2 protein-coding genes are annotated in these 17,111 nt (G+C 53.5%); both read right to left on the bottom strand.

Going from position 1 to position 17,111, the window contains the following annotated elements:
* Positions 1-91: 91 nt before the first annotated feature.
* Positions 92-10,843 carry a non-ribosomal peptide synthetase gene (locus AACQ81_RS05120; RefSeq protein ID WP_237385094.1) on the bottom strand — a complete coding sequence of 3,584 codons (10,752 nt, stop codon included), beginning with the start codon at positions 10,841-10,843 and terminating at the stop codon, positions 92-94.
* A 29-nt stretch (positions 10,844-10,872) separates the two neighbouring features.
* Positions 10,873-17,111: non-ribosomal peptide synthetase (locus AACQ81_RS05115; RefSeq protein WP_272902942.1), on the bottom strand; the 6,239-nt coding region annotated here is incomplete at its 5' end.

Raw genomic sequence — 17,111 nt, 5'->3', positions numbered from 1 at the left:
TTTTTCTCAGTAATAGTAAAAACATCTCTTCATAGAAGGGGATAAGAGCCAGCGTGTTGTTAACCACCTCCTATGGAGGTGGTTATATCAGTTAATCATTCTCTTTTGCCGCCATAATCGCTTTCAATAAAGCCTGAGCGACATGTTTGATATGCGGCAACTTCATAATAGATTCATGAGAACCCGTAACAGGGACAATAGAAAGCTGTTCTTGTGGAATAACATCCTCCCACCCAAGGGCATAGCTATACGGCTTATTTTGCTCTGTTGCTCTGAATAAGACGACATGAGGAAGTATTTCTGAAGCTATGTTTGTTGGGGCAATCATGTTTGCTGGTGCAATATAGTGATAAGCCGCAACCGCAATATTATGATAAAGGCTCAGATAGTAGAGAATATTATCTGAAGGAATATGAGGTGATAGCAAATTGTTCTGCTGAGCAAAAGCCAGCAGCGCACTGAAATCATGTTTATCTGCAACCCTTTGTAATTTCTCAACCACATGAAGGGAGGTATCTGCTTCTTCCACCAGTAGATCATACAAAGTATTTTTTGCATTAAACAACAATCCAGCCTGTTTATCTTCCTGAGTGAATGTATCTTGATAGCTGGCAACCGAATCAATTAATCCTATGAAATCGACAGTTTCTCCTTCGGCTATCAATTGATTCGCTATTTCATATGCAAGAGTTCCGCCTATTGACCATCCGGCAATCGTATAAGGTCCCGATATTTGTGCCTGACGAATAGAGGTAATGTACTCTTTAGCCATTTCGCTAAACGTTAATTGACGATTTTCATCGCCGAATCTATCACTGGCGGCGATTCCATAAATTGTCATGTCTTGATCATGAATATATGCGGCAAGATCATAGGCATAGTGGATGCCACCTCCTGCTGGATGGACAAGAATCAGTGACGATTCACCTTTGCCCTGACGGACAATAGCTACATTTTTTTGCTGTTCCTGATGGCTACCGGATAAAAGCTGTTGGAGGTGACAGGTAAGCTTACTGATTGTTGGGTGAAGGAATAGATCTCGTATTACTATATTGACGTTTAAAGCTCGACGTAAGCGGGTAACAATTTGTAATGTCAGTAGAGAGTGTCCACCGAGTTCGAAGAAATGATCATGCCGTCCGATACGGTCTAATCCGAGGTTTTCCTGCCAAATTTCAGCAATAATATTCTCTATTTCACCGATAGGCGCTTCATAGTCTTGAGTAATTACAGCAAACGCATCTGGTGAAGGTAAAGACTGACGATCCAGCTTACCATTTGGCGTTAATGGAAATGAATCTAATGTGACAAAAGCATTGGGGATCATATAGTGGGGCAAACTGGTATGTAAGGTTTCCCGCAATTGCTCCAAACTCAGGGGCATTTCTGGTTGTAAAATCAGATAAGCCACCAGACGCTTATCATGAGTAATATCTTCACGCACCATCACAATCGCCTCCTGGATTCCAGGATAGGCAAGTAGTTTGGCTTCAATTTCGCCCAGTTCAATCCGAAAACCACGGATCTTAACTTGAAAATCATTACGTCCGAGATAATCGATAGTACCATCAGAAAGCCAACGGCCTAAATCTCCTGTTTTATACATTCGCGCATCAACTTGCTCGCTGAAAGGATTGTGAACGAAGCGTTCATTAGTAAGTTCAGGACGATTCAGATAACCACGAGCCACTCCGATGCCTCCGATGTGAATTTCACCGATAACGCCAATGGGGACAGGCTGGTTGTGTTTATCAAGTAAATAAATTTGAGTATTGGCTATTGGACGACCAATCGTCATTTGAGATTTAGTGTGATGGTTGATTTGCTCCGTCAAAATGTTAGTGGATGCGGTTGACCAGATAGTTGTTTCTGTTGGTCCATACAGATTCCATAAGCCACTGACTTTTTGTTTTAAACGTTGTGCCAGTTCGTGAGATAACGGCTCTCCCCCGCTTAATGCCTTGATATTTGCGCCTTCCCATCCAGAATCAAGCAACATTCTCCAGGCAGTAGGTGTTGCCTGTACAATTTTGATGCTATGCGATGCAATTAATGCGCCCAATTGTTCAGGATCTTTAGCTATTTGTGATGGCGCTAAGACAATACGGCTGCCTCTGAATAAAGGTAAATAAAGCTCCAGCCCGGCTATATCAAAACCAATGGTCGTGGAGAAAAGCATTGTGTCGTCAGTCGTAATTTGCAGTATCTCTTGCATTGAGAGTAGCAGGTTAACCACACTGGCATGTTCTATCATTACCCCTTTGGGTAGCCCTGTTGAGCCGGATGTATACAGTACATATGCCAGATTACGTGATGTAACACCTAAATCAGAAGCTGGCAAATTACAATCTGGCTGATTTCTGATCTTTGTTTGGTATTCACTATCATCCAGTACCAATAAGGGAATGTCTGTATCGGGGAAACGAGTTTGCAGGGCAAGCTGGGTCAGTAATACTACCGGTCGGCTGTCTGACAACATATAGGACAGCCGTTCAGTAGGATAATCTGGATCAAAAGGAACATAACCTGCGCCTGCTTTTAATATACCTAATAAGCCGATGACCATATCTAGACTGCGCTCAACACAAATTGCCACCCTATCATCTGGACGTATACCAAGTTCAATTAAATAGTGCGCTAGCTGATTCGCTTTTCGGTTCAGTTCGTCGTAGCACCATTGTTGATCGCCGTAAATTAAGGCGATGGCCGCCGGAGAATACTCCACTTGTTGCTCAAAACGTTGGTAGATTAAATCATCCTGCGAATATTCAATATGAGTATTGTTGAATGTTTGTAAGAGTTGAATACGCTCTTCCTGTGGCAGGATGTTCAATTGCTGGCAGGTATATTCTGGTGAGTTTTGCAAAACCTCGACTAAGTCATATAGCACAGTGTGCATGAAGGCATTAATCCGTTTGGGATCAAGGAATGATACACACTGCGTGGTCAGTGTGAATCCCTGTCCGGTATCATCAACTGCCAGACTCAGTGGGTAGTTGGTACGTTCATTAGAACTTAACAGCTCGATACCTTCCTGAGCAGATCGCGTATTCTGGTCGTTATCATTATCCGGGCTGTGGCGATAATTCAACAGGCTGTTAAACAGAGGTAAAGGTGCCTTGACGCCGCTGCATTGTTGAGCCAGTGAGAGTGGCGCTTGTTCGTGTTCCAATAATTCACTCAGTACCTGATAAGTTTGCTGAACAACTTGCTGCACAGTGAAACTACCTAATTTAATACGGATGGGAAGTGTATTCATAAACATACCGAGGGTTTTGTCTGAATTGACGACTCCCTGTAAACGTCCCAACAGCACTGTGCCAAAAACAACATCATCTCGTCCGCTGCATTGTGCCAGTACTTGTGCCCAGCCGACGTGGAACAGTACTGCTGCACTGACGCCTTGTTGTTGAGCACAATTTCTCAGTGCGTGTGCCAGTGATATGTCTAATTCGCATTCAGCTTCTGCGAACTGTTCACTGTTTTCGCCATGAACTTCCAACAAATCAAAAAGCAAAGTTGGTTCATCGACATCAGCTAAAAGCTGGCGGAAGTAAGCCTGATGTTGCTCAAGAGGCACCATGCGGAGTTGAGCGATAAAGTTACGGTAAGGCAGAGGAGAAGGCAGTTGATTTTCTTGCCCCAGGAGTATTGCCTGAATTTCATTGAAGATAATTTCCAGTGAATGATGATCACAAACCAGATGGTGATGTAGCAAGGCCAGCCACCATTTTCCGCTATGGGGATCTTTGGCAATGGTGGCTGATAATAATGGAGCCTGTGTAATATTCAGACGTATCAAATGTGGATCAGTATGATGGCGTAATTGCTGCTCAGCCTCTCCTTCGGGTGACAATGTCAGTTCAGTAATAGGAAGCTGTGCCTGACGATAAATAACTTGCACGGGTTCAGGAAGATCATGCCAATGAACTGCACTGCGTAAGATATCGTGACGGTTAATTATCTGCTGTAGTGCCCGCAAAAATGTCTCCAACCTCGCATGACAGTCAAAGGTTATCATCATATTGTCCAGATAAATGTCACCTTTTGTTTCCAGTAAATGGTGAAACAGGATCCCTTCCTGTAATGGTCCCAATGGATAAATATCTTGAATATTACTAACACCGCCAGCCACGTTGGCAACGATTTGATCAATCTGCTCTTGGGTTAGTGATACCAATGGCAACATATCTGGTGTGATAATTTGACTATCATTTGTGATCAGATTAGGTGGAATAATTTGTGCTGTGGAATCATCAGTGGCCTTATTAACTAGCTGTTTTGCCATATCTGCCAGGACGGGAAATGAAAATACGGCACCAACCTGCAATGTAAAGCCGTGCTGGCGCAACTGTTCTATTAGGCTAACGACCCGTAAAGAGTGTCCTCCTAATTCAAAAAAGTGATCATGACGCCCTACTTGTTCCAGTTGCAGCAGATTTTGCCAGATAGTGGCTAATTTCCGTTCAGTGGTGTTGGCAGGAGCTTGATATTCACGGCTGATGACATCTGTGTACTTAGGTGTTGGCAATGCCTTGCGATCTATTTTTCCATTTGGGGTAAATGGAAAAGCATCCAATGTTACAAATATACTGGGCAGCATATACTCCATTAAATGTGTACCTAATTGCTCACGCAACTGAATAGCATCCAGTGAGCTATCTGGCTGTGGAATAATATAAGCGACCAGATTGGTATTACCGTCCTTTTCTTCACGCGCTATAACCACCGCATCTTTAACCCCCGGGCAGGCCGCCAGCTGCGTTTCAATTTCCCCCAGTTCAATGCGGAATCCGCGGAGCTTGACCTGAAAATCATTGCGTCCGAGATAGAGGATATTGCCCTCCGGCAGCCATTGACCGAGATCCCCGGTCCGGTACATACGCGCCTCTGAGGCAGTTGAGAATGGATCGGGAATAAAGCGCGCTGTGTTCAGTTCCGGACGATTCAGATAACCCCGCGCCACCCCGGTACCACCAATGTAAATTTCCCCCGTGACCCCGACAGGCACGGGTTGACCATGCATATCCAGAATATAGATTTTACTGTTGGACAATGGGCGGCCAATCGGGATGGTAGCTGGATCGGTGTTATCCCCAGCCCAGACCGTGGCCGTGACAGTGGTCTCTGTCGGCCCATAGGCGTTAAGCCAGCGGCAGGGGTGGGTTTCAGGTAAAGCCTGCCATGCCTGCCAGTGACGGGCCTCCACTTTTTCACCGCCCACCGTCACCGTGCGTAAATACCGGCTGAAAGAGCAACGGCCGGCCGCCAGTTCCTGCACCCACAGATGCCAGAACGCCGTCGGCACATCAAGGACCGTAATGCGCTGTTCCTGCAGAAAAGCGTTAAATGCAGTATCGGGGATTTGCAGATGGGTTGGCCGTAGAATTAATGTCGCCCCCGCCGCCAAGGTTGGAAAAATTTCCGATACAGCGGTATCAAATGCCACCGCCGTAAATTGCAACACCCGGTCGCGGGCGCTGAGCGGGCTGGCTTGCAATTGTGCCTCGACAAAGCTCATCACATTGCGATGTTCTATCATCACGCCTTTGGGTAACCCGGTGGAGCCGGAAGTATAAATCACATAGGCCAGATGGTGCGGCTGTAATCCCGACAGGGCCGGAACCGGGTTCTCTGTCGCATACGCCGCAAGGCTGGCTTGTTGGCGGGTCTCATCCAGACACCAGATGGGCACGTCAATCTCCGGCAGGCGCGGGGATAGATGGGTTTGCGTCAGCAGCAAGACCGGCGCACTGTCTGACAAGATATAAGACAGCCGTTCGCGGGGATATTCCGTTGAAAGCGGAACATAACCAGCCCCTGCTTTTAGTATGCCCAATAAACCCAGGATGAGCTCTAAACTGCGTTCGGCATAAATGGCTACCCGGTCATCGGGTTGCACCCCGGCGGCTATCAGGGCGTGAGCCAGCTGATTAGCCCGCTGATTGAGGGCGGCGTAACTGAGGGACGTCTCGCCCCAGACCAGAGCCGTGGCCTGGGGGGTCCGGGCGGCCTGCTGCTCAACCGCCTGATGTAACAGGCTGGCCGAGGGTGCCGTGACCGGGGGCGGATTAAAGGTTTCCAGTAACTGGATACGTTCCCCGTCCGGTAAGATAGCCAGCGTGTGGATAGCGCGGGTCGGGGCGGTGTGCAGGGCGCTCACCAGCTGGCTTAAGGCCGACACCATATACTGGTTAATGCGGGCCGGATTCAGGTGCTGCGGACACTGGGCGGTTAACGCAAACCCGTCCTCAAAGGCATCGACATCCAGTGATAACGGATAGTTGCTGTGTTCTTTACCGGCCAGAATCTGGATCCCGGCCCAGGCCGGTGAGAGGGCGGTGTCGGGATCCCGCTGGCTGTGGCGAAAATTCAGTAAGCTGCTGAAGAGCGGGTGGGGCGCCGGAATGCCGCTGCACCGCTGCGCCAGCGCCAGCGGGGTCTGCTCGTGTGCCAGCAGGGCACTGAGCTGCTGATGGGTAGCCTGTACCGTTTGCAGCACCGTGCTGCCCTGCAGTGCTATACGGACCGGCAGGGTATTGATCAGCATCCCGAATATCTGCGCCGTCCCGGCCCCGCCCTGCAGGCGCCCGAGTAACACGGTGCCAAACACAACATCATCCTGCCCGCTGCACAGCGCCAGCACCTGAGCCCAGGCGACATGGAACAGGACGGCGGCACTGACTCCCTGCTGCCGGGCACACGCGGTTATCTGCTGACTGAGCCCGTCCTCCAGCGGCATAACCGCTTCGGTGATATCGGCAGCGAGGTGTTGGGTGTCGGACAGGCCGAACGGCAGGGTCGGCTCTGTCACGTCTGCCAGCAGTTGCCGGAAGTAAGCCTGGTGGGTTTCAGCCGGTACCGACCGGATCTGGGCAATAAAGTGCCGGTAAGGCAGTGACGGGGGCAGCGTGTCGCCCTGACCGGCGAGCAGCGCCTGCATCTCGTTGAAGATGATGTCCAAAGACAGGTGATCACACACCAGATGGTGGTGTTGTAACGCCAGAAGCCAGTGTTCACGGCCGGGCTCCTGCGCGAAGGTGGCGGCTAATAACGGGGCCTGCGTGATATCCAGCCGGGCAGGCATCTGGCGGCGTAACTGCCGTTCGGTCTCCTCGCCGGGGGTCAGTACGGTTTCGGTCTGCGGCAGTGAAGCCTGACGGTACACTACCTGCACGGGCGCCGGTAAGCCCTGCCAGTGAACCGCACTGCGCAGAATATCATGGCGCGCGATCACCTGTTGCAGGGCCTGTAAGAACCTGTCCAGCCGCGGGCGGTTATCAAAGCGGATAAACTGGCTGTCCAGGTAAGTGTCACCGTGCGTGTCCAGCAAATAATGGAATAAAATCCCTTCCTGCAGGGGCCCCAGTGGGTACATATCCTGAACATTGCTCACGCCCCCGGCCACACCGGCCACAACGTGGTTAATCTGCGCCTGCGTTAAGGAGACCAATGGCAGCATATCCGGCGTAATAACACGGCAGTCTTTTGCGATCCCCGGTGGGGCAATGCCCGGTGTTATGGCGCTATCCGCCGGCTCATCAGCCAGATGGTTTGCCATATCCGCTAACGCCGGGGATGAAAAAACCTCCCTGACGGTCAGTGTCAGCCTGTGCTGGCTCAATTGCTCAATCAGACTCACAATGAGCAACGAATGGCCGCCCAGTTCAAAGAAATTGTCATACCGCCCCACCTGTTCCAGATTCAACAGCTTCTGCCAGATAGCCGCCAGTTGCTGCTCGAAATACCCCTGGGGGGCGGCGTATTCCCGGCTGGCACTGGCGGTGCGATCCGGTGCAGGCAGGGCAGATCGGTCTATCTTGCCATTTTGATTTAACGGAAAGGCTGCCAGGATGACAAATGCACTGGGGATCATGTAGCCCGCCAAACGGCTTTGGAGCTGCTCCCGCACGTGGTCAACCTTCAGCGTCCTATTGAGGTGAGGAATCAAATAAGCGACCAGCCGTTTATCCCCGCCATCGTCTTCTCTGGCGATCACGACAGCCTCCTTAACCCCCGCACACCCCGCCAGCTGCGTTTCTATCTCGCCCAGTTCAATGCGGAATCCGCGGATTTTGACCTGAAAGTCATTACGCCCCAGATATTCGAGAGTGCCGTCTGGCAGCCAGTGACCGAGATCGCCCGTTTTGTACATACGGGCATTCTGTTCCGCGGAGAAGGGATCAGGAATAAAGCGCTCGGCCGTCAGTGCCGGGCGATTAAGGTAGCCCTGGGTCACACCGGCACCCGCAATATGGATTTCTCCGGTGACCCCTATCGGCACCGGCTGACCGTGAATATCGAGGATATAAATCTGGGTATTGGCAATCGGGTGACCAATGGGCACACTGTCAACAAAACGCCGCAAACCATGGCGGCTCGGGTGACGGCGGTCAAAGACAACACACCCCACCGCCGTTTCGGTTGGCCCATACTCGTTAATCATCCGGGATTCTGGCGATAATTCGTGCCAGAGGGCGGCTGTCGCGTCGGGAAGTACCTCTCCGCCGACGACAAAACAATGTGCCGGGCATTTTTGCCCCCTCGACTGCAATGCCTGGCCGATTGCCAGAAGATGCCGGGGCGTAATTTTCACCAATGTACCGCGTTCACTCGACAACAGGGCCGGCAGTAGTTCGGTCAGTTCCTGCCGGTCATGCAGCAGACGGAGCTGGCCGCCACACAGTAAAGGCAGATAGAGGCTGGTCACTGTGGCATCAAAAGCCAGGGGCGATGAAATAAGGCTGTCCAGTTGCCCTTCTGCCAGATAATAACGTTGCGCCCACTGTAAGTAGTTGCTGACATTCGCATGCCCGACCATAACCCCCTTGGGTTGACCGGTGGAACCGGAAGTGTAAATCACATAGGCCAGGTGATGCGGGGTCAGACCGGATACCTGAGGATTGGCATCCTGTCTCGAGGCTGAAGTGAACAGCGGTGGCACGGAATCATTGAGAAACTCATTGAGAAACACGGTAGGCACAGTGCAATGGGGGATATCAGGCAGACCGGTCTGAGCAAGTAAAACAACGGGCGCGGCATCATTGAGCATATACGCCCGCCGTTCAGCCGGATAAGCCGGGTCAAGTGGCACATATCCTCCCCCGGCTTTCAGAATGGCAAGGACCCCGATCACCATGTCCAGGCTGCGCTCAGTATAAATAGCCACCAAAGAACCGGGATGTACCCCCAGCGTAATCAGATGATGGGCTAAACGATTGGCGCGGCGATTCAGTTCGTGGTAATTCAGCGATTGGCCGGCAAACACCGCGGCAATGGCCGCCGGCGTCCGCTGTACCTGCTGTTCAACCAGTTGATGGATAAGGATATCTTGCCGGTAGTCTTGCGCCGTGTCGTTAAAATTGCGCAATAACTGGGTACGTTGCGGTGATGTCAGTAATGGCAGAACGGCGACCCGCTGGCTGTCATCATTGATCATTGCCTGCAAGACATTCGTGAAATAGCCGCTAATGCGTTCAACGGTCGCCCGTTCGAACAGGTCGGTGGCATATTCCAGATCCCCGGTAATCCCGGCGGCGGTCTCGTTCAGGGATAATGTCAGGTCAAACGGGGCCTTGTTGCGGACGGCAGGCACTTCGGACAGCGTTAACCCGGGTAAGTCGGACCGGTAATTTTTGGGGGTGTTATCCAGCGCAAACATCACCTGAAAGATCGGACTGTGGCTCAGGCTTCGCGGCGGTTGCAGGGCTTCGACCAGTTGTTCAAACGGCAGATCCTGATGGGAATAGGCCGCCATCGTGTGATTTTTTACCCGGGCAAGCAAGGCCTGCACGGTGGGGTTATCGTCCACCGTGACCCTTAAAGCCAGGGTATTGACAAAGAAGCCGATCAACGGCTCTAACGCACTGTGCTGCCGGTTAGCCACGGGCGTGCCAATGATGATATCCGTCTGGCCGCTTAACCGGGCCAGTAAAATTCCCCAACCGGTCAGCAGGGTCATAAACAGCGTAGTGCCATGCCGCTGGCTCAAGGCTTTTAAGCTGGCCACGAGAGACGGGGACAAGATAAAGGGAACCTGATCGCCCCGGTAACTTTGCACCGCGGGCCGGGCGTGATCCGCAGGTAATTCCAGTAAGGCCGGAATACCGTGTAACGTCTGGCGCCAGAAGGCCAGCTGGGTAGCCAGCACCGCCCCCTGCAACCATTGCCGCTGCCAGAGCGCATAATCGGCATACTGCACGGGCAACGGCGGCAGCGGATCGGGCTGCCCCTGAGTAAAGGCCCGGTAAAGGGCGGACAGTTCATGCAGCAGAACATTCAGGGACCAGCCATCGGTAATAATGTGGTGCTGGGTTAACAGCAGGTGGTGTTGATGGTCGGCGAGCTTCAGTAATTGCGCGCGTATCAGCGGCCCGGTGCTAAAATCGAAGGGCTGGCTGGCTTCCCAGTCCGCGGCGGTTTCGATGGCCACGTGCTGGTCGGCGGCGGATAATTGACTGAAATCGTGGATCGTCAGGGCGAAACCGCTGTCCGGCTTACCGATGATTTGCCGGGTTTGTCCGTCGACCAGCCGGAAGGTGGTGCGTAAGATCTCATGCCGGGCGACAATGCGATCTAATGTGGCGGTGAGGGCCGGCAGATCTAGGGTACCGTGCAGCTCTACACTATCTGATACGTAATAGGCGGTTTGTGCCGCAGGGTCCAGTTGTGCCAAAAACCATAAGCGTTGCTGAGCCCAGGAGAGTGGCAATTCTTGTTTGGGATTGGTTCTACTAGTTAGTTGATATTTTTCCTCAAGTTGCTTATCTGGGATTCTTCCCTTCAATTTTTTCTGAAGTACTGCCTGCTTTAACTGATTTAGTCTCTGTTCGTTATTATTCATGTTGTTTATTTTGCCCATTTTATTCACTGTTAATCTTCACGTAGCATGGCTAGCAACTCATCCTCAGACAAATCATCCAGTTCTTGTTGTATGGAACTGATATCTTGTTGTATTGATGTAATAAGTTCAGCAAGTTGAGAGAGAGTTGAATGACGGAAGATATCTGCCACCGATATATCGAGATCAAATGTATTACGCAGGCTTCTGGATAATTGCATGATAGAAAGCGAATTGCCTCCCAATGAAAAGAAATCATCATGGCGTCCAGTCTGATCCAGACCTAACAAATCCTGCCAAATTGTAGCGAGCTGCTGCTCAATGTATCCTTGAGGAATCTCATATGTATGGGCAGCAATAGAGGAACGATCAGGCACTGGCAGTGCTTGGCGATCCAGCTTTCCATTTGCGGTGAGAGGTAAGGTATCCAATATCATATAGGCCTGAGGAAGCATGTATTCCATCAAGTGACGGCTGAGCTGTTCACGCAGTTCATTGGGGTCTAAAGAGATATCGGGTTGTGGTATCAGATAAGCGACCAGATATTGATCCCCTGTTGTATTTTCACGTGCAATGACCACCGCGTCTTTAACCCCCGGGCAGGCCGCCAGCTGCGTTTCAATTTCCCCCAGTTCAATGCGGAATCCGCGGAGCTTGACCTGAAAATCATTGCGTCCGAGATAGAGGATATTGCCCTCCGGCAGCCATTGACCGAGATCCCCGGTCCGGTACATACGCGCCTCTGAGGCAGTTGAGAATGGATCGGGAATAAAGCGCGCTGTGTTCAGTTCCGGACGATTCAGATAACCCCGCGCCACCCCGGTACCACCAATGTAAATTTCCCCCGTGACCCCGACAGGCACGGGTTGACCATGCATATCCAGAATATAGATTTTACTGTTGGACAATGGGCGGCCAATCGGGATGGTAGCTGGATCGGTGTTATCCCCAGCCCAGACCGTGGCCGTGACAGTGGTCTCTGTCGGCCCATAGGCGTTAAGCCAGCGGCAGGGGTGGGTTTCAGGTAAAGCCTGCCATGCCTGCCAGTGACGGGCCTCCACTTTTTCACCGCCCACCGTCACCGTGCGTAAATACCGGCTGAAAGAGCAACGGCCGGCCGCCAGTTCCTGCACCCACAGATGCCAGAACGCCGTCGGCACATCAAGGACCGTAATGCGCTGTTCCTGCAGAAAAGCGTTAAATGCAGTATCGGGGATTTGCAGATGGGTTGGCCGTAGAATTAATGTCGCCCCCGCCGCCAAGGTTGGAAAAATTTCCGATACAGCGGTATCAAATGCCACCGCCGTAAATTGCAACACCCGGTCGCGGGCGCTGAGCGGGCTGGCTTGCAATTGTGCCTCGACAAAGCTCATCACATTGCGATGTTCTATCATCACGCCTTTGGGTAACCCGGTGGAGCCGGAAGTATAAATCACATAGGCCAGATGGTGCGGCTGTAATCCCGACAGGGCCGGAACCGGGTTCTCTGTCGCATACGCCGCAAGGCTGGCTTGTTGGCGGGTCTCATCCAGACACCAGATGGGCACGTCAATCTCCGGCAGGCGCGGGGATAGATGGGTTTGCGTCAGCAGCAAGACCGGCGCACTGTCTGACAAGATATAAGACAGCCGTTCGCGGGGATATTCCGTTGAAAGCGGAACATAACCAGCCCCTGCTTTTAGTATGCCCAATAAACCCAGGATGAGCTCTAAACTGCGTTCGGCATAAATGGCTACCCGGTCATCGGGTTGCACCCCGGCGGCTATCAGGGCGTGAGCCAGCTGATTAGCCCGCTGATTGAGGGCGGCGTAACTGAGGGACGTCTCGCCCCAGACCAGAGCCGTGGCCTGGGGGGTCCGGGCGGCCTGCTGCTCAACCGCCTGATGTAACAGGCTGGCCGAGGGTGCCGTGACCGGGGGCGGATTAAAGGTTTCCAGTAACTGGATACGTTCCCCGTCCGGTAAGATAGCCAGCGTGTGGATAGCGCGGGTCGGGGCGGTGTGCAGGGCGCTCACCAGCTGGCTTAAGGCCGACACCATATACTGGTTAATGCGGGCCGGATTCAGGTGCTGCGGACACTGGGCGGTTAACGCAAACCCGTCCTCAAAGGCATCGACATCCAGTGATAACGGATAGTTGCTGTGTTCTTTACCGGCCAGAATCTGGATCCCGGCCCAGGCCGGTGAGAGGGCGGTGTCGGGATCCCGCTGGCTGTGGCGAAAATTCAGTAAGCTGCTGAAGAGCGGGTGGGGCGCCGGAATGCCGCTGCACCGCTGCGCCAGCGCCAGCGGGGTCTGCTCGTGTGCCAGCAGGGCACTGAGCTGCTGATGGGTAGCCTGTACCGTTTGCAGCACCGTGCTGCCCTGCAGTGCTATACGGACCGGCAGGGTATTGATCAGCATCCCGAATATCTGCGCCGTCCCGGCCCCGCCCTGCAGGCGCCCGAGTAACACGGTGCCAAACACAACATCATCCTGCCCGCTGCACAGCGCCAGCACCTGAGCCCAGGCGACATGGAACAGGACGGCGGCACTGACTCCCTGCTGCCGGGCACACGCGGTTATCTGCTGACTGAGCCCGTCCTCCAGCGGCATAACCGCTTCGGTGATATCGGCAGCGAGGTGTTGGGTGTCGGACAGGCCGAACGGCAGGGTCGGCTCTGTCACGTCTGCCAGCAGTTGCCGGAAGTAAGCCTGGTGGGTTTCAGCCGGTACCGACCGGATCTGGGCAATAAAGTGCCGGTAAGGCAGTGACGGGGGCAGCGTGTCGCCCTGACCGGCGAGCAGCGCCTGCATCTCGTTGAAGATGATGTCCAAAGACAGGTGATCACACACCAGATGGTGGTGTTGTAACGCCAGAAGCCAGTGTTCACGGCCGGGCTCCTGCGCGAAGGTGGCGGCTAATAACGGGGCCTGCGTGATATCCAGCCGGGCAGGCATCTGGCGGCGTAACTGCCGTTCGGTCTCCTCGCCGGGGGTCAGTACGGTTTCGGTCTGCGGCAGTGAAGCCTGACGGTACACTACCTGCACGGGCGCCGGTAAGCCCTGCCAGTGAACCGCACTGCGCAGAATATCATGGCGCGCGATCACCTGTTGCAGGGCCTGTAAGAACCTGTCCAGCCGCGGGCGGTTATCAAAGCGGATAAACTGGCTGTCCAGGTAAGTGTCACCGTGCGTGTCCAGCAAATAATGGAATAAAATCCCTTCCTGCAGGGGCCCCAGTGGGTACATATCCTGAACATTGCTCACGCCCCCGGCCACACCGGCCACAACGTGGTTAATCTGCGCCTGCGTTAAGGAGACCAATGGCAGCATATCCGGCGTAATAACACGGCAGTCTTTTGCGATCCCCGGTGGGGCAATGCCCGGTGTTATGGCGCTATCCGCCGGCTCATCAGCCAGATGGTTTGCCATATCCGCTAACGCCGGGGATGAAAAAACCTCCCTGACGGTCAGTGTCAGCCTGTGCTGGCTCAATTGCTCAATCAGACTCACAATGAGCAACGAATGGCCGCCCAGTTCAAAGAAATTGTCATACCGCCCCACCTGTTCCAGATTCAACAGCTTCTGCCAGATAGCCGCCAGTTGCTGCTCGAAATACCCCTGGGGGGCGGCGTATTCCCGGCTGGCACTGGCGGTGCGATCCGGTGCAGGCAGGGCAGATCGGTCTATCTTGCCATTTTGATTTAACGGAAAGGCTGCCAGGATGACAAATGCACTGGGGATCATGTAGCCCGCCAAACGGCTTTGGAGCTGCTCCCGCACGTGGTCAACCTTCAGCGTCCTATTGAGGTGAGGAATCAAATAAGCGACCAGCCGTTTATCCCCGCCATCGTCTTCTCTGGCGATCACGACAGCCTCCTTAACCCCCGCACACCCCGCCAGCTGCGTTTCTATCTCGCCCAGTTCAATGCGGAATCCGCGGATTTTGACCTGAAAGTCATTACGCCCCAGATATTCGAGAGTGCCGTCTGGCAGCCAGTGACCGAGATCGCCCGTTTTGTACATACGGGCATTCTGTTCCGCGGAGAAGGGATCAGGAATAAAGCGCTCGGCCGTCAGTGCCGGGCGATTAAGGTAGCCCTGGGTCACACCGGCACCCGCAATATGGATTTCTCCGGTGACCCCTATCGGCACCGGCTGACCGTGAATATCGAGGATATAAATCTGGGTATTGGCAATCGGGTGACCAATGGGCACACTGTCAACAAAACGCCGCAAACCATGGCGGCTCGGGTGACGGCGGTCAAAGACAACACACCCCACCGCCGTTTCGGTTGGCCCATACTCGTTAATCATCCGGGATTCTGGCGATAATTCGTGCCAGAGGGCGGCTGTCGCGTCGGGAAGTACCTCTCCGCCGACGACAAAACAATGTGCCGGGCATTTTTGCCCCCTCGACTGCAATGCCTGGCCGATTGCCAGAAGATGCCGGGGCGTAATTTTCACCAATGTACCGCGTTCACTCGACAACAGGGCCGGCAGTAGTTCGGTCAGTTCCTGCCGGTCATGCAGCAGACGGAGCTGGCCGCCACACAGTAAAGGCAGATAGAGGCTGGTCACTGTGGCATCAAAAGCCAGGGGCGATGAAATAAGGCTGTCCAGTTGCCCTTCTGCCAGATAATAACGTTGCGCCCACTGTAAGTAGTTGCTGACATTCGCATGCCCGACCATAACCCCCTTGGGTTGACCGGTGGAACCGGAAGTGTAAATCACATAGGCCAGGTGATGCGGGGTCAGACCGGATACCTGAGGATTGGCATCCTGTCTCGAGGCTGAAGTGAACAGCGGTGGCACGGAATCATTGAGAAACTCATTGAGAAACACGGTAGGCACAGTGCAATGGGGGATATCAGGCAGACCGGTCTGAGCAAGTAAAACAACGGGCGCGGCATCATTGAGCATATACGCCCGCCGTTCAGCCGGATAAGCCGGGTCAAGTGGCACATATCCTCCCCCGGCTTTCAGAATGGCAAGGACCCCGATCACCATGTCCAGGCTGCGCTCAGTATAAATAGCCACCAAAGAACCGGGATGTACCCCCAGCGTAATCAGATGATGGGCTAAACGATTGGCGCGGCGATTCAGTTCGTGGTAATTCAGCGATTGGCCGGCAAACACCGCGGCAATGGCCGCCGGCGTCCGCTGTACCTGCTGTTCAACCAGTTGATGGATAAGGATATCTTGCCGGTAGTCTTGCGCCGTGTCGTTAAAATTGCGCAATAACTGGGTACGTTGCGGTGATGTCAGTAATGGCAGAACGGCGACCCGCTGGCTGTCATCATTGATCATTGCCTGCAAGACATTCGTGAAATAGCCGCTAATGCGTTCAACGGTCGCCCGTTCGAACAGGTCGGTGGCATATTCCAGATCCCCGGTAATCCCGGCGGCGGTCTCGTTCAGGGATAATGTCAGGTCAAACGGGGCCTTGTTGCGGACGGCAGGCACTTCGGACAGCGTTAACCCGGGTAAGTCGGACCGGTAATTTTTGGGGGTGTTATCCAGCGCAAACATCACCTGAAAGATCGGACTGTGGCTCAGGCTTCGCGGCGGTTGCAGGGCTTCGACCAGTTGTTCAAACGGCAGATCCTGATGGGAATAGGCCGCCATCGTGTGATTTTTTACCCGGGCAAGCAAGGCCTGCACGGTGGGGTTATCGTCCACCGTGACCCTTAAAGCCAGGGTATTGACAAAGAAGCCGATCAACGGCTCTAACGCACTGTGCTGCCGGTTAGCCACGGGCGTGCCAATGATGATATCCGTCTGGCCGCTTAACCGGGCCAGTAAAATTCCCCAACCGGTCAGCAGGGTCATAAACAGCGTAGTGCCATGCCGCTGGCTCAAGGCTTTTAAGCTGGCCACGAGAGACGGGGACAAGATAAAGGGAACCTGATCGCCCCGGTAACTTTGCACCGCGGGCCGGGCGTGATCCGCAGGTAATTCCAGTAAGGCCGGAATACCGTGTAACGTCTGGCGCCAGAAGGCCAGCTGGGTAGCCAGCACCGCCCCCTGCAACCATTGCCGCTGCCAGAGCGCATAATCGGCATACTGCACGGGCAACGGCGGCAGCGGATCGGGCTGCCCCTGAGTAAAGGCCCGGTAAAGGGCGGACAGTTCATGCAGCAGAACATTCAGGGACCAGCCATCGGTAATAATGTGGTGCTGGGTTAACAGCAGGTGGTGTTGATGGTCGGCGAGCTTCAGTAATTGCGCGCGTATCAGCGGCCCGGTGCTAAAATCGAAGGGCTGGCTGGCTTCCCAGTCCGCGGCGG

The organism is Xenorhabdus sp. Sc-CR9, assembly GCF_963897815.1.
Classification (GTDB): Bacteria; Pseudomonadota; Gammaproteobacteria; order Enterobacterales; family Enterobacteriaceae; genus Xenorhabdus.
The sequence above is the reverse complement of the archived record's forward strand: the minus strand, read 5'-3'. Positions and strand labels throughout refer to the sequence as shown.

Coding starts and splice junctions, on each gene's coding strand:
- AACQ81_RS05120 (WP_237385094.1), bottom strand. CDS start 10,843: ATGAATAATAACGAACAGAGACTAAATCAGTTAAAGCAGGCAGTACTT.